The organism is Mesorhizobium sp. (assembly GCF_004962925.1).
GTDB lineage: Bacteria > Pseudomonadota > Alphaproteobacteria > Rhizobiales > Rhizobiaceae > Mesorhizobium.
Genome location: NZ_SUEO01000026.1, coordinates 17,455 through 38,631, shown reverse-complemented (window position 1 = coordinate 38,631; position 21,177 = coordinate 17,455). Strand labels below are relative to the sequence as shown.

Below are 21,177 nucleotides of genomic sequence, written 5' to 3'. Positions count from 1 at the left end.
ACGGTTCAGTGTAATAGGTTTCCTGCATAGACTCGGATTGAGAGATATCATGTCGTCGAACGCGCCCGTCACCGCCGAAGTCCGCCCATTCCCCAATGCCAAGGTCGCTCCGGCGACCGAAGCGCCGGAAGTGCCTGTCCAGCCCGCAATCAGCCCTCCGGCCGAGACGCCGGCAAAGAAGAAGCGTTCGGTGCGCTCGCTTCTGCTGCCCATCATCGGGCTCGGGCTGCTCGGCGCCGGCGCCTGGTACGGCTACGATTACTGGACCGACGGGCGTTTCATGATCTCAACCGACGATGCCTATGTCCAGGCCGACATGGCATTCATCTCGCCAAAAATTTCCGGCTATGTCGATCAGGTCAAGGTGACCGAGAACCAGCAGGTCAAGGCCGGCGACCCGCTGCTGGTCGTCGACAATGGCGACTACAAAATAGCGGTCGCCCAGGCCGAGGCGCAGATCGCCACCTTGAGCAAGACGCTCGACCGCATCGACGCCCAGACCGACGCGGCGCGCGCATCGCTCGAGCAGGCGCGGGCGCAGAAGACCGCCGACCGGGCAGCAGCCGACAATGCGGCGCGATCTCAAATGCGCGCGGCCCAATTGCTCAAGACACGTGTCGGCACCCAAGCTCAACTGGATGATGCCCAGACCGCGGTCGAGCAGGCCAACGCCGCCCTTATAAGCGCCGACGCCCAGATCGCGGCGGCGCAGGCCAATATCGGTGTGCTTCAGGCGCAGCGCGCGGAGACAGCAAGCACACTGGCGTCGCTGCAGCTTGCCCGGGACAAGGCCGCGCGGGACCTGTCCTTCACCGTGCTGCGTGCGCCCTATGACGGTGTGGTCGGCAACCGCTCGGTCGAGCAAGGCGACCTGATCAGCCCCGGACAGAAGCTCGCCGTTATCGTGCCGATGGACAAGCTCTATATCGTCGCCAATTTCAAGGAAACCCAGCTTGCCCGGCTGGTGCCTGGCGAAAAGGTCAGGATTTCGGTCGATGCTATCGACGGTCATGACTTTGAAGGCACGGTGTCGTCGCTGGCACCGGCCTCTGGTGCGGTGTTCTCGCTGCTGCCGCCGGAAAACGCCACCGGCAACTTCACCAAGGTCGTGCAGCGTGTCCCGGTTCGCATCGACGTGCCGGCGGATGTGCTGAAGACAGGCAAGCTGCGCGCCGGCCTCAGCGTCGTCGCCGCCGTCGACAGCCGCACAGCGCCGGCCGCGTCGAACTGAGCGGCCGCTTGGGAGTAATGCCATGGCAACCGCAACCGTGACGGCAGGATCGCCGCCGGCGAGGCCGGCTACGCCTGACACCATTTCCACACGGCGCGTCATCGCTTTCCTGGCGATGGTGTTCGGCATGTTCATGGCGATCCTGGACATCCAGATCGTCTCGGCCTCGCTGGCCGAGATCCAGGCGGGCTTGAGCGCCAGCTCCGACGAAATCCCGTGGGTGCAGACCGCCTATCTGATCGCCGAGGTGGTCATGATCCCGCTGTCGGGTTTTCTCAGCCGAATGCTGTCGACGCGGGTGCTGTTCACGATCTCGGCGGCAGGCTTTACAGCGGCCAGCGCGCTGGCGGCGACCGCAACCAATATCGACCAGATGATCGTCTACCGCGCCGTGCAGGGCTTCATCGGCGGGGGCATGATCCCGAGCGTCTTCGCAGCCGCCTTCACCATCTTCCCACCGTCGCGCCGCGCCATCGTTTCGCCAATGATCGGCCTGGTGGCGACGCTGGCGCCGACCATCGGACCGACTGTCGGCGGCTACATCAGTCACGCCATGTCCTGGCATTGGCTGTTCCTCGTCAACGTCGTGCCTGGCATTCTGGTGACGACAGCCGCCTGGTCGCTGATCGACTTCGACAAGCCCAATCTCAAGCTGTTCAGCAAGTTCGACTGGTGGGGCCTTGCCGGCATGGCGGCCTTCCTGGGCTGCATGGAATATGTGCTGGAGGAAGGTCCCAACAATGACTGGCTGCAGGATCAGGCGGTGTTCATCTGCGCCATCATCATGACCATCGGCGCGGTGCTGTTCTTCTGGCGCGTCTTCACCGCCGAGGAACCGATCGTCGATCTCAAGGCATTCAGCAACATCAATTTCGCCTTCGGCTCGCTGTTCTCCTTCGTCGTCGGCATCGGCCTCTATGGCCTGACCTATCTTTATCCCGTGTTCCTCGGACGCATCCGCGGCTACGATTCGATGATGATCGGCGAGGCGCTGTTCGTCAGCGGCCTGGCCATGTTCTTCACCGCCCCCATTTCCGGCATCCTGTCGAACAAGATGGATCCGCGTCTGATGATGATGATCGGCTTCTTCGGCTTCGCCACGGGGACCTGGTGGATGACGCATCTCACCGCCGACTGGGATTTTTATGAACTGCTTATCCCGCAGATCCTGCGCGGCTGTTCGATGATGCTGTGCATGGTGCCGATCAACAACATCGCGCTCGGCACCTTGCCGCCCGAGCGGTTGAAGAACGCGTCGGGCCTGTTCAACCTGACCCGCAATCTCGGCGGCGCGGTTGGCCTTGCCGTCATCAACACGGTGCTGATCGACCGCAATGCCTTCCACTACGCCAGGCTCTCCGAGCACGTGCAATGGGGCAGCGCAGCGGCGCAGGAGAAGCTGCAAAACATGACGCTCAACTTCGAGCAGACTGCCGGGCTCGACGCCTCCAAGGCGGCGATCTCCAAACTGTCCGGCATGGTCCAGCAGCAGGCGTCGCTGCTGTCTTTCATGGACGTGTTCTTCATGCTGACCGTGTTGTTCGCCACGCTGGGACTCTTCACCCTGTTCATCCGCAAACCTGCCGCGGCCGGTGGCGGTGGTGGTGGCGGACACTGAGGAGCACCGGGACCCCCCGCCCGGCATCCTCGCGCATGACCCCGAAAAGCAATTTTTGGGGTCATGCGCAAAATCCTCAAAAGGCAGTAGGCGCGTCGAGCGTGATGGGAACCGCGCGCCCGCGCTTTAGGTTTTTGATCTATGCATGTCGTTCCCCAAAACCGCTGCACACTTTTGGGCGACATGCATTGGCTGGTTTCGGCTAAAGTTCCGGGATGAACATCCTGATTCTCGGCGCGACCGGTTTCATCGGCTCCGCCGTTGCAAGGAAACTCGCGGACGAAGGCCATCAGGTCACGGGGCTTGGGCGTAATATCGCGCGTGCCTCGTTGAAGATGCCGTGTGTTCGCTGGCTGAAGGCCGATCTCGCCGGCATGACGCAGAGCGTCAGCTGGCAGCACGTGCTGGATGAGCAGCAGGTTGTCGTCAATTGCGCCGGCGCGCTTCAGGATGGGCTCTCGGACGATCTGAGTGCCACTCAGGAACGGGCGATGCTCGCCCTCTATGAGGCGGCGCGCGACCGGAACCTGCTGATCATTCAGATATCGGCGGAAACGGAAACCGCCGACCGCGATATTCCTTTTCTCAGCACCAAAAGGCGAGCGGACACGGCTCTCGCCGCAAGTGGCGTACGCCATGTCATTCTGCGTCCGGCGCTTGTGCTCGGCCGCAACGCGCATGGCGGATCGGCATTGCTAAGGGCTCTCGCAGCTTTCCCCATGATCATTCCGCTAGTCTACGCGGAAAGCTTCGTTACGACAGTCGCGCTCGACGATGTCGCCAGCGGCGTCAGCGCGGCCATCCAGGGCACGCTGCCAGCCGGATCCGATGTCGCCCTCGGCAGCGATGAAAGGCTCACGCTCAGAGAACTCGTCCTGTTGCATCGCAGCTGGCTCGGCCTTCCTGCGGCGCCGGTGATTTCCATGCCGTCGGCGGTCGCTCGGCCGGTGACATGGTTCGCCGACATGGCCGGCAGGCTTGGTTGGCGTTCGCCGCTCCGCTCTACCGCCATGGCAGTCATGTCAGGTGGTATTGAAAACCGGCGACCACTGGACCACTGTCCGCGCCTGTCGTCGACGGCCGAGGCGCTCGCCGCCGTCCCTTCGGGCGTCCAGGATCTCTGGTTCGCCCGCCTCTATCTGCTGAAGTCGCCAATCATTATCATCCTGGCGCTTTTCTGGCTGATTTCCGGCCTCGCGCCGTTCTTCACATTCGAGGCGGCGCAAAGCCATCTCGCCTTTCTGCCCGATCGTCTTGCAGGCATCATGGTGATCGCGACATGTCTCGCCGACATCATGCTCGGGCTTGCGGTTCTTTTCCGACCCTGGGCAAGACGCGCGCTGATCGGCATGCTTTTCCTGACGCTGGTCTATCTGCTTGCCGCAACGTTCACCGAACCTGCGCTTTGGCTCGATCCGCTGGGTCCCCTCGTCAAGGTGGTGCCGTCGATGCTGCTGACGCTCGCAGCCCTCGCCATTCTGGATGAACGCTGATGGCTGGATGAACGCTGACGGCGGGCGCGCTCGATTCAAGCCGTCAGGCCGTGGCCGGCTTGAAAGTCAGGGCAACGCCATTGATGCAGTGGCGCAGGCCGGTCGGCGGTGGGCCGTCGTCGAAGACATGGCCGAGATGACCGCCGCAGCGGCGGCAATGGACCTCGGTGCGGGTCATGCCCAGGGACCTGTCCACGGTCTTGCCGACGGCATTGGGAAGCTCCTGCCAGAAGCTCGGCCAGCCGGTGCCGGAATCGAATTTCGTCTCCGACGAATAGAGCGGCAGGTCGCAGCCGGCACAGGCGAAGATGCCCTTGCGGTGCTCGTTGAGCAGCGGGCTGGTGCCCGGATATTCGGTACCTTCCTTGCGCAGCACATTGAAAGCCGCGTCAGACAGCGAGGCGCGCCACTCGGCCTCGGTCTTGGTGACCTCGAAGGTTTCGGCCGCCCCCGCATCCTGCGGTCTGCCCATGCGCAACAGCGCTGCGGCACCTGCGGCCACCCCAATGGCAGCCGCACCGCTCAAAAGAAGATCGCGACGGTTCATGATCATTTCTCCTGTTATCCGTCTGCCAAATTCGACCGTCATACGGAAATCAAAAGCCGGTGACGGTTGGTTCCTGAAACGGAGACTCCGCACCGGCCCCACGCTTGCAGCGGACGATGCGGAGTATACGCTTGTCGATCGCGCGGGTCACGGGAGCGGAACCCGCGCTATCGGCATGGAGCCTCTCCCATATTCGCTGGCAGCCGGCCCTTCGTTACATCTTCGGCAGAAGAACCTTGTCGATGACGTGGATGACGCCGTTCGACTGCTCGACATCGGCGATCGTCACATTGGCGACATTGCCGTTCTCGTCGGTCACCGTGACCTTGCCGCCATCGGTCTTGAGCGTCAGCTCGCAACCACCGGCCGTCTTGGCCTTGTGCGCGCCGCCATCGTCCATGACCATCTTCGTCACGTCGGCAGCCAGCGCCTTGGCAGCGATGACGTGGCAGGTCAGGATTTTGACCAGCTTGTCTTTGTTTTCGGGCTTGAGCAGCGTGTCGACCGTGCCGGCCGGAAGGGCTGAAAAGGCCTCGTTGGTTGGCGCGAACACGGTGAAGGGGCCGGCACTCTGCAGCGTATCGACGAGACCACCGGCCTTGACGGCCGCGACCAGCGTCGTGTGATCTTTCGAATTGACGGCGTTCTCAACGATGTTCTTGGTGGCATACATGGCGGCGCCGCCGACCATCGGATTCTGGGCATAGGCGGCGGCGGTGGCGAGCGCAGAGACAGCGACCGTTCCGGCAAGCAAAAGGGTGGCGAATTTACGCATGATTTCAATCTCCTCAGTTTATCTTTCCCCTCTTTGGGGGCGCAAGGAGATACGGGAGATGAATGCGTGAGTTTCGTCGTTCAGAAAAATTTTATTTTTCATCATGACGATTCAGAGCAGAGCTCTTCTCGGTCGTATGCTCATGAGCTCACTCAGCCATGGGGGATAGATTTAAATCTTCTCCAAAAAAATGAAAAGACAGGGGCGATCAGATGCTCTTCAAATCGCCTGCAGCGACCACGGGGCCGGTCGGCTGACCGGTCGGCGAACCGCTTGCCGGCTCGAGGCTGACCGCAAGCACGGCGCCCTGCGCAAGCTTTTCCTGAACGGCCGGCGAGATGGTCATATGAGCGGTCTGACCGGCCGGGATGACGCCCATCGAGACCGGCGGGTTCTTGCCCTCGATCATCCACAGTTCGAAATCCTTGCCGGCGGCACGCTCGCCGGAGACATGCGACAGGCCGACCTCGCGATGGGCGGCGTCATAGACGGCAAGATATCTGACGTCGCTGCCGTCGGCAGCCAGTGAGGCGACAAGCCGCGGCTGTTCGACCGGCGGATTGAGATAGGGCACGGCGATGGCGATCGCCAGTGCCGCGACAGAAACTGCGGCAAGACCGCGCCAGAATGCAAGGCTCGACCAGAGGCCGGCGCGAGGCTCTGCTACGAACAGCCGGCCATCTATTGCCTCCTTGACCCTGATCGGAGGCTCTGTCTCCGGATAGGCGCCTGCGATCGGCGAAAGATGCGCCTCCCAGGCATCGACAAGGCGCGCGAACGCGGCGTCCGCGTCGATGCGACGTGACGCAATCTCGCGTTCGTCCGCGGCCAGCACGCCAAGGACATATTCGGCGGCGAACAGATCGTCGCCCCCAGGTTCCGGTCCGTTTTCCTCTGCCGGCGTCATCTTTCCAGACACTCTCTGAGCTTCAACAGGCTGCGTCGCAGCCAGGTCCGCATCGTGTTCAGCGGCACGTCATGGCGTGCGGCCAGTTCGGCATAGCTTTCGCCGTCCAGATAGGCGCCCCGGACGGCCGCCGCCCGGTCCTTTTCCAATTCGTCGAGACAGCGATAGATGCGCTCGGATTCACCGCCCGCAACAGCCGCAGCCTCTGGTCCCGGCGCCGGATCGGCCACCTCGAGCGCAGCATCGATATAGGCGGCAGGCTCTCGCCGCGCCCTGATGCGATCGATCGCATGATTGCGCGCAATGGCCACCAGCCAGGAAATCGGGCTTAGCTCCGAGACGGCGAAACGGTCCGCCTTCGTCCATATCTTGACGAAGACCTCCTGCAGCGCCTCTTCTGCCTCTCCCCGGTCCTTCAATACACGAAGGCAGACGCCGAAAAGTTTCGCGCTGGTCTGCCGGTAGAGCAGATCAAACGCAGCCCGGTCCTTCATCGAAGTCCGAACGATCAGGTTGCTGATGTCCTGCGGCGTCATCGGCTGCCAAATTAGGCAATTGCAATGTATTTGCAACGGCGGAAGCGTTCTTGTGCACCGGGAGCGTCGTGGACTTCGATTGCCAAGAAAATCCGCAACCGCTAGCCTTCTCATAGCGGGGAGAGCGGCAATGTCGGTTGAACGGGTCTTGTGGGAGCACGACGCAACCGGGCTTGCCAGCCTGGTGCGCAAGGGCGAGATCACACCGCACGAGCTCGTCGATGCGGCGATTGCGCGGGCCGAGGCCACCCGCCCGAACATCAACGCCATCGCCGAGCCGCTTTACGAGGCGGCGCGGGCGCGCGCGAAAACCATCGACCGCAAGCTGCCGCTGGCCGGCGTGCCCTTTGCACTGAAGGATCTCGGCATCGCCATGAAGGGCGTGCCGACGCATGGGGGCAGCCGCATTCCGGCTTTCGTTGCCGATTTCGACTCGGTGATGACCGAACGCCATCTGGCCGCCGGCCTTGTCCCGATCGCTACCAGCACTTCGCCCGAACATGGGCTGAGGCTGATGACCGAATCCACCGCTTTCGGCATCACCCGCAATCCATGGAATACGGCGCATACCAGCGGCGGCTCGTCTGGAGGTGCGGCGGCGCTGGTCGCGGCCGGCGTCGTACCGGTGGCACATGCTTCGGATGGCGGCGGCTCGATCCGCGTTCCCGCCGCCTGCACAGGGCTGGTCGGGCTGAAAACCTCGCGCGGCCGCGTGCCGCTGTCGCCGCTCGTCACCGAAAGCTGGTACGGCCTGGTCGTCGACCACGCGCTTGCCCGCTCGGTCCGGGATTCGGCCTTGCTGCTCGACCTGACCCATGGCCCCGATCCGCTGTCGCCCTATGCGGCGCCGGCGCCGAAAGGCAGCTTTACTGCCGCAGCGGCGCGCGACCCCGGCAGACTGAAACTTGCCGTCTACCGGAAATCGCCGCTCGGCCTGCCGATATCGGCCGAGACGCTGACGGCGCTGGACACGGCCGTGGCGTTGGCGCGCGAAGGCGGCCACACGGTCGCGGAGATCGACCTGCCCTATATCGATCGTGATTTCATGGCCGATTTCTGCAAGATCGTCGCCGCGGCGGTGGCCGGTACGATGCGCGCTGAAACCTTGCGCGTCGGGCGCTCCGTCTCGGGCGACGTCGAGCGCGCCACGCGTCTGATGAGCCGCTTCGGCGAGATCGTCTCGGCCGGCGAGATCTATGCCAGCCTGCAGCGGCTGCATGCCGTGTCGCGCCGGCTGATCACCGAGACCGCGCAATACGATGCGGTGCTGATGCCTGTTATCGCCCGTCCGCCGCTCGCCTGCGGCGCCATGGACCCGAAAGGCGCAGATGCGTTCATAGAGGACGTGCTCGACAGGCTGCGCCTCGCCCGGCTGCTGAAATTCAAGCCGCTGTTCGGCCAGTTGATGGACAAGAGCCTGTGGTTCACCCACTGGCCGGCGATCCAGAACGTCAGCGGCCAGCCGTCGATCGCGCTGCCTGTCCATGTCACCGATGCCGGCCTGCCGCTCGGCATCCAAGCCGCCGGCCGCCCCGGCGACGAAGAGACCTTGCTGTCCCTGGCCGCGCAGATGGAAAAGATTTCGGGATGGCAGGCGCGGCGGGCGCCGCTGCGAATGCCAACATAGAAGCGGGCCGATTTCACCTGATGTGATAGCAAAGCCGTTTGCGGCCCGCCGCAATTCCCGCTAAGACGCCGCCGATCATTTCAAGCTGGGAACAATGCCGATGACGGACGTCGCCGCCACCGCCGAAATGCAGGCCGCGCTGCTTTCGAGGGCGCTGCCTTACATGCAGCGCTACGAGAACAAGACGGTGGTAGTGAAATATGGCGGCCATGCCATGGGCGATATTGCGCTCGGCAAGGCCTTCGCCCGCGACATCGCGCTGCTCAAACAATCCGGCGTCAATCCGATCGTCGTCCATGGCGGCGGGCCACAGATCGGCGCCATGCTGAGCAAGATGGGCATCGAATCGAAATTCGAGGGCGGATTGCGCGTCACCGACCAGAAGACGGTCGAGATCGTCGAGATGGTGCTGGCCGGCTCGATCAACAAGGAGATCGTCGCGCTGATCAATGCCGAGGGCGAATGGGCGATCGGCCTGTGCGGCAAGGACGGCAACATGGTTTTCGCCGAAAAGGCGCGCAAGACCATGATCGACCCGGACTCCAATATCGAGCGCGTGCTCGATCTCGGCTTCGTCGGCGAGCCGGTCGAGGTCGACCGCACGCTGCTCGACCTTCTGGCGCGGTCCGAAATGATCCCGGTGCTGGCGCCGGTGGCGCCGGGCCGCGACGGCCACACCTACAACATCAATGCCGACACCTTTGCCGGCGCGATTGCCGGCGCCTGCCAGGCGACACGCCTTTTGTTTCTCACCGACGTGCCCGGCGTGCTCGACAGGAACAAGAAGCTGATCGACGAGCTGACCGTGACCGAGGCAAAGGCCCTAATCAAGGACGGCACAGTATCGGGCGGCATGATCCCCAAGGTCGAGACCTGCATCGAGGCAATCGAGCGCGGCGTCGAAGGCGTCGTCATCCTCAACGGCAAGACGCCGCATTCGGTGCTGCTCGAACTGTTTACCGAACACGGCGCCGGCACGCTGATCGTGCCATAGGCGGCAGCGGCCCTTGGTCGCTCGCCGCAGTCGATCAGGGCTGAGGAAGGCGCGCGATGACTTTTATTTCAAAATCGAAGCCCGCCAGCCAGTTCACGCCCACCGCGGTCCAGTTCGGGTAGGGCGGTTCACCGATCGCCTTCAGCCGAACGGCGTTGATCGCCTCCCACTGTGTGGCCGGATCGGTGTGGAAAGTGGTGACGTCAACGATGTCGTCGAAGGTGCAGCCGGCGGCCTTCAACACTGCCGCGAGATTGTCGAAGGCAAGCTGGACCTGCTTTGCAAAGACCGGCTCGGGCGACCCGTCCTCACGGCTGCCGACTTGGCCCGAGACGAACAGAAAGTCGCCCGAGCGGATCGCCGCCGAATAGCGGTTGATCTCGTAGAGGGCCTGCCGACCGGCAGGAAAGATCGCATCGCGTTTGGTCATTGTTTCACTCCATTCAAACAGGCAGGCCGGACCTCCCGACGATCGCGATGTGGCTTCGCCGAGAGGGGTGAGAGCCGCTCGCAAGGCTTCAGGGTTTTGGATCGCTGCGCTCCAGTTTCCGGGCGGTCGTTGACATACCGCCCGTCTCCCCGAAGTGGGTACATACGTTCCGTATGTCAATACGCATACGTTGCGTATGTTTTCAGGAGATTGCCCAGAGCTGGTCAGGCGCTCGGCGAACTCGTGATCCCAGGCGGTGGCAGCTTGCGCGCCGGGTGCCCGACCACCATCGATTCCTCTTCCTCGTCCTGCGGTGCGCCCCAGAATTCGGCAAGTGTCGGACCGTCCTTCAGACGGCGGTCGCGGGCGAGAAAGCCCCAGACCTCGCGGAACCAGACGCGGCGGCCCATCTGCGTATACCAGCGCATCGAGTGGCGCTGTTCCGGGTCCTTGTGGAACAGGATGCGCGCCAGGGCCTTGGGCCGCGACTGCACCGCCAGTTCGATCAGCTTGACGCTGAAGAACAGCATCCACGGCTTCAGCCGGGTCATCTGCAGCACCTGATGTTTGTAGTCCCACAGGCGGGCGTCCAGCTGGATCACCTTGCGGTCCCTGGCCATCCTGAAGAACGGCGTCCAGCGGTGCGGCGTCACATAGAGCGCCTGGATCTGGTCCGGATCATAGGCGATGAGCTGGCGGAAGCCGCGCCAGAGATCGCGAAAGCGCTCGTCCTCGAAACCGGCGACCCAGGTCACCATCGACAGTATGCCATTGAGGCGCAGCAGCCGGATCGCCTCGCGGTCGGACGAGGTGCTGCCGCCCTTTCGGATAAACGCAAGCGTCTTCTCGTCGGTGTTTTCCATGCCGAGCAGCCAACGGATGACGCCCGCCTTGCGGTAGAGATGCAGGCTGTCGGCATCACGAACAATGTCATCGGCGCGGGTCGAGCCGACGATCAGGACCGGCACGTTCTCGGCGATCATCGCGTCGAGAAAGGCGCGCCTGGCTTTTTTGGACGAGGTCGGGTTCTCGTCAGCAAGGTTGATCAACTCGACGCCATGCTCGCGGTGCAGCCAAGCGATCTCTTGCGCGAACTTCACCGGGTCGCGATGCCGCCATCGCGTCCAGAAACCGCGCTGGCCACAATAATTGCACAGATGCGGGCAGCCTCGGGAAAACTGCATGACCACCGCGCGCTTGCCGCCCCAATAACTGTAACGACTGATATCGATCAGGTCCCAGCCGATGCGGTATTCATCGAGGTCGGCGATCGTGCTTGCCGGCTTTGTGGCAAAGGGACGGCGCATATCGTCGCGAAAGGCGATACCCGCCACGTCAGATAGCGGCCAGCGCCTTTCCAGCGCCTCAACCAACGCGACGATGGTCGCTTCGCCTTCGCCGCGCACGATGAAGTCGAAGACGTTCGTTTCGGCAAGGATGTCGCGCCAGTGATAGGTGGGGAACACGCCGCCATAGATCACCATCGTCGCCGGGTCGATGTGCTTGACCAGTCGTGCGATCTCTAGGGCTGTCGGATGCGCCGATGTCGAACCGGAATGGCCGATCAGAATGCAATCGGGATGATCGCTCAAGGCATCTTGCACGGCTGCGGCAAGCGGCATCGGCCCGAACTCGGCATCGACGAGCCGCACCTCATGGCCGGCATCGAGCAGCGGGCCACCCAATGCGAGCAGGCCGAGCGGCGGCAAATGGTCGTCGGGCACGCGGCTGCCGATGGCGGTATGCGGCGAATTGATCAGGACGATTTTCATGAAGGACCTTTTGCAATGGCGGTCCGGTCATCCTGGTCGTCGATCTGGGCCTGCAGCCGGCCCGGTTCAGCAGTTTCCGTGCAGCTTTTCCGCAGAAATGCAGATGCCGAGATACAGACTCATCGCCTGAGGTGCCCAAGCGGCACGTGGCCCGGCCCCTTGATGTTCTGCAGCACAAGCTGCGTGTGGACGTCGCGCACGCCGTCGAGCCGCATCAGCCGGTGCATGACGAAGGCGTTGAGCTCATCGACCGACGGCACCATCACATGCAGCAGGAAATCGTAGTCGCCGGTCATCGTCCAGCACGACGACACCTCGTCCATGCGCTGCACGGCAGCGATAAAGTTTTCGGGCGAACCGTCGCTGTGGGTTACGAGGCGCACCTGAATGAACACCTCGACCAGCAGGCCGACGGCGCGGCGGCTGAGCACAGCGGCAAAGCCCTTGATGATGCCGGCGCTCTGAAGAGCCTCGAAGCGGCGCGCGCATGGCGTCGTCGACAGGCCGATCTCCTGGGCCAGTTCGGACACAGGCTTGCGTCCGTCACGTTGCAAGATATCGAGCATCTTGATCTCAAAATCGTCAAACTGAGGCACTTTCACTCTCCTACAGCTTAGCTGGCGTGCCTTTTACCTCAAATCACGCGTTCGAGCCATCATCAAAGCGGATTTACCTCACCGGATCCGGCTAGATTTTTATGATGAGGTTAGTCGTGATTTCCAGGGAGAACAGCCATGACGATCAATGTTGCCGACTACGCCCGCGAATGCGCGGCGCAAGGCCTTCGCGGCGACTATTCGGTCTGCCGTTCCGATTTCACCGTGGAGCAGAGCTACGATTACACCGCCGACGAGCAGGCGGTGTGGCGCACATTGTGCGACCGCCAGACGAAGCTGACCAAAAAGCTGGCGCACCGGTCCTATCTCGACGGCGTCGCCACGCTGGGCCTGCTCGACAAGATTCCGGATTTCGGTGCAGTCAGCGAAAAGCTGCGCAAGCTTACCGGTTGGGAAATCGTCGCCGTGCCGGGCCTCATTCCCGGACCAGCCTTCTTCGTCCACCTCGCCAACCGGCGCTTCCCGGTGACCAACTGGCTGCGGACGAAACAAGAGCTCGACTACATCGTTGAGCCGGACATGTTCCACGACTTCTTCGGCCACGTGCCGGCACTGACGCAGCCGGTCTTTGCCGATTTCATGCAGATGTATGGCGAGAAGGCGGAGGACCTGATCGCGCTTGGCGGCGACGAGATGATCAGCCGCCTTTACTGGTACACCGTCGAATACGGGTTGATACAGGAAGCCGGCCAACCGCTGAAGGCGTTCGGCGCCGGGCTGATGTCGTCCTTTGCGGAACTTCAATTCGCGATTGAAAGCAAGGACGCGCACCATGTCCCCTTCGATCTGGAAACAGTGATGCGCACCAGCTACGAGATCGACAAGTTCCAGCGCGCCTATTTCGTGCTGCCGTCCTTCGACGTTTTGCGCGATGGATTCCAGAACGTCGCCGAGATGGCAGCGATCGTCGGACGCCACAAGGGCAAGCCGCCGCTCGACCCGGCGAAACTTTAAACGCTGGGCAGGCTCGGACGCTCGCAGCCGACCGGCGCGGGCGCTGCTGGCGGTGGACTGCGACGACGATCCCTCGACCGGCCGACTGAGCCCGCCTTCTATACGCCGATGACCTTGCTGAGGTGATCGCCCAGCCGGCAGGCCAATGCGACGATCGTCGTCGTCGGGTTGCATTCGCCGGACGTGCAGAACACCGAGGAGCCGCCGACATAGAGATTGTCCATGCCATGCACCTTTGAGTTGGCGTCGACCACGCTCTTGGTCACATCCGTGCCCATACGGGTGCCGCCCATATGGTGGTGGCCGGCCAGTTCTTCGTTCGTCGGATAGTCCCCGCCATTGGTGAGCCAGTCGGCGATGCGCACCCGGCCGAGATCCTTCTGGACCAGCGTCGTCCCGAACAGCCTCAGGCCCTCAAGGAGCGTGCGGCGCTCCAGCTCCGACTTTTTCCAGTGCAGCTCGATGCGCGGCACGCCGGCATGGTCGACATCGGCTTTCGACAACTGGACCTGGTTCGAGGCCAGCGGCGCCTGTTCCCAGGCGACATATAGCTGGGCGGCGCAGCGCAGGTCCTGGCTGAGCTGGTAGGACACCCATTCGGCCATCTCGGGCGCCGTGCAGGCGAGGTCGGCGATGATGCGTTTGACGCCGGGGTACGGCGTCTCGATCAGCCTGATGCCGAAGTTCATGATCTCAAGGCGCTCCATGGCCGCCAGTGTCGGGGAGAAAAAGGCCTCGTTGGTGGCGTCGACCTCGAACGCGCTATAGTCGGCGAGGATGGCATTGCCGCCCTCGAAGGTCGGATGCTCCATCCAGTAGCGGCCGAGCGCCGTCGCCTTTGGCACCACGCCGCCATTCGAGCGCTGGTTCGACCACAGAAGCAGCCGCGAGTTTTCCAAGCCGCCGGTACAGGCGATGAAATAGTCGGCGGTGAAAGAGCCGGCGTCCTGGCCGTTCGACCACAATTTGGCGCTGGTCACTCGTCTGCCGTCGCCGGCAAGCTCGGTGGCATAGGTGTTGAGCACCACGGCGACGTTCCTGCTCTTGTCGAGCTCGTCGGCGAATTTTTCGCCGAAGCGCACTGCCGGGCTTTTGATCAGTTGCACCCAGCGAATGTCGTCCGAGATCGGCACATCCGGCCGGAAATCGGGCAGTTCTAGGATATCATGGACTTCAGACAGGTAGGGCTCGATATCGGCGCGGCTGATTGGCCAGCCGGTATCCGGCGCCCAGGCCTTTGGCTCGAAATCTTGGCTGTCGAGCACGCGGCACCAGCCGGCCCAATGATTGGAGCTGCCGCCCATGAAGCGCAGCCGGGTAATGTCGAGATCGAAATAGGGATCGCCGACCGTGACGCCGCGGTAGAAATCCTGCGAATCATCGCTGAACTCACGGGAGCCGGCCTCCAGCACCACGACCGGAATGCCGGCCGCGCCAAGCTTCCTTGCGATCGTGGTGCCGGTTGGCCCTGAGCCGAGAATGCAGACCTTGGCGGTGAAATTCACCGCGCGAAATGCCTCGTAGCTGTCGAAGATCACGCCAGATCGCTCCTTTTGAGGATCCAACCATTGATCTCGACGATCGCGTCCGGATCGGCAGCGGGCAGCTTGCGGAACAGCGATAGGGCCGGCAACGCGATCAGCGCCTGCATGATCGTGCGGCGCGACATTTTCCTGGTGAAGAAACTCATGACACGTCTCTCGATGGGGCCTTTGTCCACGCATGCCGTTCCCAGAACGGCACATGCTCGCCAAGAGAAGCCAATTCCGTGCCAAACCTAGCCGCACACTTGCTTAAGCCGCGTAAACGGCCCGGCTGAGTGAAAACTGTCTACGCTTTTCTTAACAAGCGGGATCGCTCAAGCCGCTTCGGAAATGTCCGTGTCCAGGATGGTCAGATTGCGACCGCGGTGCTTGGCCTGGTAGAGGCGCCGGTCGGCGGCACGCATCAGGTCCGATACGGCGGCATTCTCGCCGCAGGTGACGCCACCGATGCTGACGGTGAGGGGTATGATCCGCTCGTCGACGGGACAGAAACGGATCAGTTCGACTTCACGGCGAATGCGCTCGGCGACGCTTTTGGCTTCCTGTTCGGTGGCACCGACCAGGAACGCGCCGAATTCCTCGCCGCCGATGCGGCCGATCACGTCGCCGCTGCGCACGCCGCGCTCGATCGCGCTTGCGATGAGCAGCAGCGCGTCGTCGCCGATCAGATGGCCGTAGCTGTCGTTGATGACCTTGAAGTGATCGGCATCGATGACCAGCAACGCACCGCGATCGGATTTGCGCCGGGAGGCGTCGAGCGTCGCAAAGAAGCTCTCACGGTTGAGCATGCCGGTCATGTCGTCGCGGCTCGCCTTTTCCGACAGGCGCCGATGCGCGGCGGCGAGCTGGGCATGAGCGCGGGCGATATCGCGATGGGCGCTTTTCAACCTCTCTCCCTGCCAGAATGTATAAGCGCTAGCGATCCAGGCAAGAGCGAGCGGGCAGACCGTGGACGTCAGCCACATCGTGCGGTTGAGCGGAAAGCCCATTGCCGGGACGACGATCAGCGTCAACAAAAGCGAGACCGCGAGGGAGGCAAAAGCGACGGCGGCAGACTTCAGTAATATGCGGCTCATCGCTTGCTCCCCCTGGACCGTCTGTGTGCCAGCAAGCCCTGAATGCCACCTTTCTGCGATGTCTAAAATTTGAATCATGGCGTCATTTTCGCCAATCGCGACCCGCATAAGTTGTGGATAAAGCCTCTGCCAAAAGCATCGTTTCGTGCCATAAGGATTGCATGACCACGCTCCCGGATCCTGCCCGCTTTGCCCATGTCACCGACTGGGTATTCGATCTCGACAACACGCTCTATCCGCACCATTCGAACCTGTTCTCGCAGATCGACGTGAAGATGACCGCCTATGTCGGAGAACTGCTGACGCTGCCGCGCGACGATGCCCGCAAGCTGCAGAAGGAACTCTACCGGGAATACGGCACGACGCTGAACGGTCTGATGGCGCGCCACGGCATCGATCCCGACGACTTTCTCGAGAAGGTCCATGACATCGACTATTCCTGGCTGGTTCCCGATCCCGTTCTCGGCACCGCCATCCGCCAGCTTCCCGGCCGCAAGTTCATTTTCACCAATGGCGACCGCAGGCATGCCGAACGCACCGCGCGCCAACTCGGCATCCTCGACCATTTCGACGCCATCTTCGACATCGTCGCTGCCGGGCTGAACCCCAAGCCGGCGCGCCAGACCTACGAGAAGTTTGCGGAACTCCACGCCGTCACCGGCCACAATGCGGTGATGTTCGAGGATCTGGCCCGCAACCTGTCCGTGCCGAAATCGCTGGGCATGACCACGGTGCTGGTCGTGCCGCGCAACTTCGAACCGACCTTCTCGGAAATCTGGGAACGTGACCCGGCCAACGAGGACGATGTGGATTTCGTCACCGACGACCTTGCCGAATTCCTCACCGCCATCGTCGAAGTCGCAGCCTAATGCATGTCGCCCAAAGCATGCCCTCGGGCTTGACCTGTGGGTGCACAGCGGTGTCTCAGAGCTTGTAGAAGCGGCTGACAATCCCCCAGGCCTCGTCGGCGGTGTCGACGAAATCGATGATGTCCTGGTCGCCCGGGGTGATCGTGCCTTGCTCGGCGAGGAAATCGAGGTCGATCGCCCTCTTCCAGAAGGCCTTGCCGAACAGGATCACCGGCACGCGCTCCATGCGGCCGGTCTGGATCAGGGTCAGCGTCTCGAAGAATTCGTCCATCGTGCCGAAGCCGCCCGGAAACACCGCGACAGCCTTGGCGCGCATGACGAAATGCATCTTGCGGACCGCAAAATAGTGGAAGTTGAAACAGAGTTCCGGCGTCACATAGGCATTCGGCGCCTGCTCGTGCGGCAATACGATGTTGAGGCCGATCGACGGTGCGCCGACATCGTCGGCGCCGCGGTTGCCGGCTTCCATGACGCCGGGTCCGCCGCCGGTCACCACGACGAATTCGCGATAATACGAGGTGGCCGACTGCTGCGAGCAGAGGCGGGCGAATTTTCGCGCTTCCTCATAATATTTGCTGTTTTTCTCAAGGTTCTTCTTCTGCGTCTCGTTCTTGGCCGCCCAGGCCTCACCGCCCGGCTCGGGGATGCGCGCGCCACCGAACAGAATGACGGTCGAGCGGATGCCGCGCTCGGCCAGGATCATCTCCGGCTTTAACAGTTCGAGCTGTAGCCTGACCGCGCGCAACTCGCGCCGTGTCATGAAGTCGGGATCGTTCCAGGCCAACCGGTAGGTCTCGGCGCGCGTCTGCGGCGTGTCCGGCACGCTTTTCGACCGCTCCAGATCCTCGTCCGAATGCGGCAGCGGCGTCCACCCCGCCTTTTCCATAGGAGTCATATTACCTACCCGTCCAATTATTCACTTGCGCCGTCCCGTGACGCAGCCGCGATTGACCCTCACCAAGCCTTCACATAGGGTCCGGCGACTTTCAAAACAGGTTAAGGCGCGGCCCCTTAACAGCTTGGTAATGGAGCGAATTCATGTCGAAGCCCGATCTGGCGAGCCTCGAAAAGACCATCGAAGAAGCCTTCGAGGAACGCGACACGATTTCGACGGCAACCCGTGGCGCGACGCGCGACGCCATCCAATCGGCGCTCGACCTGCTCGACCGGGGTGTCGCCCGCGTTGCCGAGCGCCAGGCCGACGGCAAATGGCATGCCAATCAGTGGCTGAAGAAAGCGGTGCTGCTGTCGTTCCGGCTCAACCCGATGGAGATCATCAAGGGTGGTCCCGGTCAGGCCGTCTGGTGGGACAAGGTGCCGTCGAAATTCGACGGCTGGAGCGCCATCGATTTCGAGAAGGCGGGTTTCCGCGCCGTGCCGTCGTCGATCGTGCGGCGCTCCGCCTATGTCGCGCCAGGTGCCGTGCTGATGCCGTCCTTCGTCAATGTCGGCGCCTATGTCGACAGCGGCACCATGGTCGACACCTGGGCTTCGGTCGGCTCCTGCGCCCAGATCGGCAAGAACGTGCATCTGTCGGGCGGTGTCGGCATCGGCGGCGTGCTGGAGCCGATGCAGGCCGGTCCCACCATCATCGAGGATAATTGCTTCATCGGCGCACGCTCAGAAGTGGTCGAAGGCTGCATCGTGCGCGAGGGCTCGGTGCTCGGCATGGGCGTCTTCATCGGCCAGTCGACCAAGATCGTTGACCGCGCCACCGGCGAGATCTTCTACGGCGAAGTGCCGGCCAATTCCGTCGTCGTCGCCGGCTCTTTGCCCGGCAAGCCGTTGCCCAGCGGCGAGCCCGGTCCGAGCCTCTACTGTGCGGTCATCGTCAAGCGGGTCGATGCCAGGACCCGCTCCAAGACCTCAATCAATGAACTGCTTCGCGATTGATTCTTCGCAAAAAACGGACCCACCCGATTGCTCGACAGACCTCGATTTCTATGGCTTTTCTTCAGCCTTTCCGGGCGAGTGAACCCCAGTGCCTACGTTCTGGCCGGTCTTTTGCCCCTCCTCGTTCAGCTTTTTCTGCTCTACCAGTTCTCGCGGACGCCGCTAGGCACTGCCGCAAGCCAGTACTGGGCGCTCGCCTGGTGGATCGCTGTGGTCGTCTCGACATGGTCGACCTTTGCGCTAACGGCGAAGCGGTTCCATGATTTCGGCAAGCCTACCTACTATGCATTGATCTCTCTCGTCATCGGCGCCATCCTCCTTATCATTTTGGCCTTTTTCAAAAGTGATCCCGGACCCAACCGCTACGGCAAACACACCAATGCACCGGCCGAATCCTGAACGTCGATCGGGTCTCTTGCCATGCGCTACCGCACGCTTGATTCGAAACTGATCATCGAAACCGCCGAGCAACTGGAAAAACGCGTCGCCGACCGTTTTCCCGATGCAGGCTTGCATGGCGTCGCCATTGAACTTGTGTCGCTGTCGCGTGATCTGGCCAAGGAAGCGAAGGCGCTGGAAGCGCCGATCTGGTGGCTGCGTGGCGTCATCATCGCCGCCATTGCCGCCGGCGCGCTGATGTTCCTGTTCGTCGGCACCATCCTGCCACTCGGCCGTGTCTCGGCAAGCCACGATGCCATCCAGTCGGTGCAGGGCATAGAATCCTCGATCAACGTGATCATCCTAGCGGCGCTCGGCTTCCTGGCGTTGATCCGAACCGAGGAGCGTATCAAGCGCAAGCAGGTGTTTCGCAAGCTTCACGGCTTGCGATCGCTGATCCACGTCATCGACATGCATCAGCTGACCAAGGATCCGGCAGTGCTTTCAGCCGATTTCAAGCCGGCATCGCATTCACCGGCACGCATAACCGACCGTGCCGATCTCGCCCGCTATCTCGACTATTGCTCCGAAATGCTGTCGATCACCGGCAAGATCGCCGCGCTGTTCGCCCAGTCGGTCAACGACAATGTGTTCGTCGATGGCGTCAACGACATCGAGACCCTTGCCTCCAACCTGTCTCGGAAAATCTGGCAAAAGATCACACTGATCAACGCTCCCTTGCGGTCGGCACATCCAGATACCTAAGCTAATCTTAATCACCTTGGTCCAGCATGCCCGTGTAGACTGTGTCGCCCGGCACGGAGCACTCGACTGGCACACGACAAACGCTTGGCCAACCCGGAAACGCGCGGAAAGCGAAGCGCCGGCGCGCCGCTTTTCGCCTGGTTTTCTTCGCCGATAAGAGCGGAGCCGGAAGCTGTCCGCGCGCGGCTTCTCGACACCACTTTCGACCGCAAATTCGCTGTCCTGTTCGGTACCATCAGCGTCCTGGTGCTGGCAGTCAGCGCCGCGGTCGTCACCGGCGACTGGTGGCCTTACGCCTGGATCGCGGCCGACCTCATCCTGTTTGCCGTCCGTTTCCTGCTGATGCGGGAATGTGAGCAGGCCCGCAAGCGCGGGGGAAAGGGGCCGCTGGCGGCCCTCATGGCCGCCGGAGGCCTATGGTCGGTCATTTTCGGCCTCGGCTGCTACGGCTGTGTCGCCGGCGGGCACATGGCGCTCGCCGTGCTGGCTGCCTTGAACGTCGCCGGCGTCGTCGGCGTGGTGTCATCACGCAACGCTGCGACCCCGCGCTTCGCCATATTCGTCATGCTGGCCGTAAGCCTGCCTTATCTGGTTGGCGCGCTGTTTTCTCCGGCTCCCGGAATGCCGATCGTCGGAATTCAAATGCCGTTCTATGTGGCCGGCGTCATCATCGTGCTGCTTCAAAATCATGCGATCAACGCCCGCATGATCCGCGCCGAACTGGACAATCGCGATCTGGCGATCAAGGACGCGCTGACCGGCCTGCCAAACCGCATCTTCCTTCAGGAGAAACTGCGCGACATGTGCAGCGAGCTTGCGGCGCCGGCGGCAAATGGCGGCAGGCCGTTTGCCGTTCTCAGCATGGACCTCGACGGCTTCAAACACGTCAATGACCGCTTCGGCCACGCGATTGGCGACATACTGCTGCGCAAGGTGGCCGAACGATCAAAACGCGCTTTCCGGGCGGGGGATGTGGTCTTTCGCATCGGAGGTGACGAATTCGTCATCCTGCTGCCCGGCACATCCGAGATCGAAGCCACCTATTTGGCAAAGCGGGCCATTGAGAAGATTTCGATACCTTTCGACCTTGACGTGGGCACCGCCATACGAATCGGGTTGAGTATTGGGAGCGCCTTCGCGCCTGCCGACGG

Annotated in this window: 22 protein-coding genes; 11 read left to right on the top strand and 11 right to left on the bottom strand. The window is 62.4% G+C overall.

Going from position 1 to position 21,177, the window contains the following annotated elements; translation table 11 throughout:
- Window positions 1–49 precede the first annotated feature (49 nt).
- The 3 genes from E5W87_RS08580 to E5W87_RS08570 all read left to right on the top strand — a co-directional run bounded on the left by E5W87_RS08580 (window position 50) and on the right by E5W87_RS08570 (window position 4,342).
- A complete protein-coding gene (locus tag E5W87_RS08580; RefSeq protein WP_292395924.1) occupies window positions 50–1,231 on the top strand; it encodes an HlyD family secretion protein in 1,182 nt (393 codons plus the stop codon).
- Window positions 1,232–1,253: 22 nt separating this feature from the next.
- Window positions 1,254–2,849, top strand: coding sequence for a DHA2 family efflux MFS transporter permease subunit (locus E5W87_RS08575; protein ID WP_292395921.1), 1,596 nt, complete (start codon window positions 1,254–1,256; stop codon window positions 2,847–2,849).
- A 215-nt stretch (window positions 2,850–3,064) separates the two neighbouring features.
- Complete coding sequence (locus E5W87_RS08570) at window positions 3,065–4,342, top strand: SDR family oxidoreductase (RefSeq protein ID WP_292395918.1); 1,278 nt, start codon at window positions 3,065–3,067, stop codon at window positions 4,340–4,342.
- A 43-nt stretch (window positions 4,343–4,385) separates the two neighbouring features.
- Here E5W87_RS08570 and msrB read toward each other — a convergent pair whose 3' ends face one another.
- From msrB to E5W87_RS08550, 4 genes are all read right to left on the bottom strand, one after another.
- Complete coding sequence (gene msrB / locus E5W87_RS08565) at window positions 4,386–4,889, bottom strand: peptide-methionine (R)-S-oxide reductase MsrB (protein WP_292395915.1); 504 nt, start codon at window positions 4,887–4,889, stop codon at window positions 4,386–4,388.
- Between the two features lie 214 nt (window positions 4,890–5,103).
- Window positions 5,104–5,664 (bottom strand): fasciclin domain-containing protein, encoded by a 561-nt coding sequence (locus tag E5W87_RS08560; protein WP_292395912.1) that lies wholly within the window; start codon window positions 5,662–5,664, stop codon window positions 5,104–5,106.
- 208 nt (window positions 5,665–5,872) lie between these two features.
- Complete coding sequence (locus E5W87_RS08555) at window positions 5,873–6,571, bottom strand: anti-sigma factor (protein ID WP_292395948.1); 699 nt, start codon at window positions 6,569–6,571, stop codon at window positions 5,873–5,875.
- Complete coding sequence (locus E5W87_RS08550; protein WP_292395909.1) at window positions 6,568–7,107, bottom strand: sigma-70 family RNA polymerase sigma factor; 540 nt, start codon at window positions 7,105–7,107, stop codon at window positions 6,568–6,570. Before E5W87_RS08550 ends, E5W87_RS08555 begins: the two co-directional genes overlap by 4 nt.
- 130 nt (window positions 7,108–7,237) lie before the next feature.
- On the opposite strand from E5W87_RS08550, the gene E5W87_RS08545 reads away from it, so the two are divergent.
- Together E5W87_RS08545 and argB are read left to right on the top strand one after the other, a co-directional pair.
- Window positions 7,238–8,734, top strand: a complete 1,497-nt coding sequence (locus E5W87_RS08545; RefSeq protein ID WP_292395906.1) for an amidase — start codon at window positions 7,238–7,240, stop codon at window positions 8,732–8,734.
- A 100-nt stretch (window positions 8,735–8,834) separates the two neighbouring features.
- Entirely contained in the window at window positions 8,835–9,728 is an 894-nt protein-coding gene (gene argB / locus E5W87_RS08540; RefSeq protein ID WP_292395902.1) for an acetylglutamate kinase, read from the top strand.
- A 34-nt stretch (window positions 9,729–9,762) separates the two neighbouring features.
- Here argB and E5W87_RS08535 read toward each other — a convergent pair whose 3' ends face one another.
- From E5W87_RS08535 to E5W87_RS08525, 3 genes are all read right to left on the bottom strand, one after another.
- The gene (locus E5W87_RS08535) at window positions 9,763–10,158 is read right to left on the bottom strand and encodes a RidA family protein (protein WP_292395899.1); all 396 of its coding nucleotides are present in this window, start codon (window positions 10,156–10,158) and stop codon (window positions 9,763–9,765) included.
- A gap of 224 nt (window positions 10,159–10,382) precedes the next feature.
- Window positions 10,383–11,930, bottom strand: a complete 1,548-nt coding sequence (bchE, locus tag E5W87_RS08530; protein ID WP_292395895.1) for a magnesium-protoporphyrin IX monomethyl ester anaerobic oxidative cyclase — start codon at window positions 11,928–11,930, stop codon at window positions 10,383–10,385.
- Window positions 11,931–12,049: 119 nt separating this feature from the next.
- Window positions 12,050–12,526, bottom strand: a complete 477-nt coding sequence (locus tag E5W87_RS08525) for an Lrp/AsnC family transcriptional regulator (protein WP_292395892.1) — start codon at window positions 12,524–12,526, stop codon at window positions 12,050–12,052.
- Between the two features lie 138 nt (window positions 12,527–12,664).
- On the opposite strand from E5W87_RS08525, the gene phhA reads away from it, so the two are divergent.
- A complete protein-coding gene (phhA, locus tag E5W87_RS08520) occupies window positions 12,665–13,501 on the top strand; it encodes a phenylalanine 4-monooxygenase (protein ID WP_292395889.1) in 837 nt (278 codons plus the stop codon).
- A 98-nt stretch (window positions 13,502–13,599) separates the two neighbouring features.
- On the opposite strand, the gene E5W87_RS08515 is transcribed toward phhA, so the two are convergent.
- From E5W87_RS08515 to E5W87_RS08505, 3 genes are all read right to left on the bottom strand, one after another.
- On the bottom strand, window positions 13,600–15,039 hold the full coding sequence (locus E5W87_RS08515; protein ID WP_292395887.1) for a GMC family oxidoreductase: 1,440 nt from the start codon (window positions 15,037–15,039) through the stop codon (window positions 13,600–13,602).
- Window positions 15,036–15,191, bottom strand: coding sequence for a hypothetical protein (locus E5W87_RS08510; RefSeq protein ID WP_292395884.1), 156 nt, complete (start codon window positions 15,189–15,191; stop codon window positions 15,036–15,038). The genes E5W87_RS08515 and E5W87_RS08510 overlap by 4 nt, the downstream gene beginning before the upstream one ends.
- A 168-nt stretch (window positions 15,192–15,359) precedes the next feature.
- Window positions 15,360–16,121: a GGDEF domain-containing protein gene (locus E5W87_RS08505; protein ID WP_292395881.1), complete on the bottom strand. Its 762-nt coding sequence runs from the start codon at window positions 16,119–16,121 to the stop codon at window positions 15,360–15,362.
- Between the two features lie 161 nt (window positions 16,122–16,282).
- Here E5W87_RS08505 and E5W87_RS08500 point away from each other — a divergent pair, with 161 nt between their 5' ends.
- On the top strand, window positions 16,283–16,990 hold the full coding sequence (locus tag E5W87_RS08500; protein WP_292395878.1) for a pyrimidine 5'-nucleotidase: 708 nt from the start codon (window positions 16,283–16,285) through the stop codon (window positions 16,988–16,990).
- 55 nt (window positions 16,991–17,045) lie between these two features.
- Here E5W87_RS08500 and E5W87_RS08495 read toward each other — a convergent pair whose 3' ends face one another.
- Complete coding sequence (locus E5W87_RS08495) at window positions 17,046–17,885, bottom strand: LOG family protein (protein ID WP_292395874.1); 840 nt, start codon at window positions 17,883–17,885, stop codon at window positions 17,046–17,048.
- Window positions 17,886–18,028: 143 nt separating this feature from the next.
- Here E5W87_RS08495 and dapD point away from each other — a divergent pair, with 143 nt between their 5' ends.
- The 4 genes from dapD to E5W87_RS08475 all read left to right on the top strand — a co-directional run.
- A complete protein-coding gene (gene dapD, locus E5W87_RS08490) occupies window positions 18,029–18,883 on the top strand; it encodes a 2,3,4,5-tetrahydropyridine-2,6-dicarboxylate N-succinyltransferase (protein WP_292395871.1) in 855 nt (284 codons plus the stop codon).
- Between the two features lie 27 nt (window positions 18,884–18,910).
- A complete protein-coding gene (locus E5W87_RS08485; RefSeq protein WP_292395868.1) occupies window positions 18,911–19,282 on the top strand; it encodes a DUF805 domain-containing protein in 372 nt (123 codons plus the stop codon).
- Window positions 19,283–19,303: 21 nt separating this feature from the next.
- The gene (locus E5W87_RS08480; protein ID WP_292395865.1) at window positions 19,304–20,026 is read left to right on the top strand and encodes a hypothetical protein; all 723 of its coding nucleotides are present in this window, start codon (window positions 19,304–19,306) and stop codon (window positions 20,024–20,026) included.
- 84 nt (window positions 20,027–20,110) lie between these two features.
- A partial coding sequence (locus E5W87_RS08475; RefSeq protein WP_292395862.1) for a diguanylate cyclase occupies window positions 20,111–21,177 on the top strand: 1,067 nt, incomplete at its 3' end.

Coding starts and splice junctions, on each gene's coding strand:
- E5W87_RS08580 (WP_292395924.1), top strand. CDS start 50: ATGTCGTCGAACGCGCCCGTCACCGCCGAAGTCCGCCCATTCCCCAAT.
- E5W87_RS08575 (WP_292395921.1), top strand. CDS start 1,254: ATGGCAACCGCAACCGTGACGGCAGGATCGCCGCCGGCGAGGCCGGCT.
- E5W87_RS08570 (WP_292395918.1), top strand. CDS start 3,065: ATGAACATCCTGATTCTCGGCGCGACCGGTTTCATCGGCTCCGCCGTT.
- msrB (WP_292395915.1), bottom strand. CDS start 4,889: ATGAACCGTCGCGATCTTCTTTTGAGCGGTGCGGCTGCCATTGGGGTG.
- E5W87_RS08560 (WP_292395912.1), bottom strand. CDS start 5,664: ATGCGTAAATTCGCCACCCTTTTGCTTGCCGGAACGGTCGCTGTCTCT.
- E5W87_RS08555 (WP_292395948.1), bottom strand. CDS start 6,571: ATGACGCCGGCAGAGGAAAACGGACCGGAACCTGGGGGCGACGATCTG.
- E5W87_RS08550 (WP_292395909.1), bottom strand. CDS start 7,107: ATGACGCCGCAGGACATCAGCAACCTGATCGTTCGGACTTCGATGAAG.
- E5W87_RS08545 (WP_292395906.1), top strand. CDS start 7,238: ATGTCGGTTGAACGGGTCTTGTGGGAGCACGACGCAACCGGGCTTGCC.
- argB (WP_292395902.1), top strand. CDS start 8,835: ATGACGGACGTCGCCGCCACCGCCGAAATGCAGGCCGCGCTGCTTTCG.
- E5W87_RS08535 (WP_292395899.1), bottom strand. CDS start 10,158: ATGACCAAACGCGATGCGATCTTTCCTGCCGGTCGGCAGGCCCTCTAC.
- bchE (WP_292395895.1), bottom strand. CDS start 11,930: ATGAAAATCGTCCTGATCAATTCGCCGCATACCGCCATCGGCAGCCGC.
- phhA (WP_292395889.1), top strand. CDS start 12,665: ATGACGATCAATGTTGCCGACTACGCCCGCGAATGCGCGGCGCAAGGC.
- E5W87_RS08510 (WP_292395884.1), bottom strand. CDS start 15,191: ATGAGTTTCTTCACCAGGAAAATGTCGCGCCGCACGATCATGCAGGCG.
- E5W87_RS08505 (WP_292395881.1), bottom strand. CDS start 16,121: ATGAGCCGCATATTACTGAAGTCTGCCGCCGTCGCTTTTGCCTCCCTC.
- E5W87_RS08500 (WP_292395878.1), top strand. CDS start 16,283: ATGACCACGCTCCCGGATCCTGCCCGCTTTGCCCATGTCACCGACTGG.
- E5W87_RS08495 (WP_292395874.1), bottom strand. CDS start 17,885: ATGACTCCTATGGAAAAGGCGGGGTGGACGCCGCTGCCGCATTCGGAC.
- dapD (WP_292395871.1), top strand. CDS start 18,029: ATGTCGAAGCCCGATCTGGCGAGCCTCGAAAAGACCATCGAAGAAGCC.
- E5W87_RS08480 (WP_292395865.1), top strand. CDS start 19,304: ATGCGCTACCGCACGCTTGATTCGAAACTGATCATCGAAACCGCCGAG.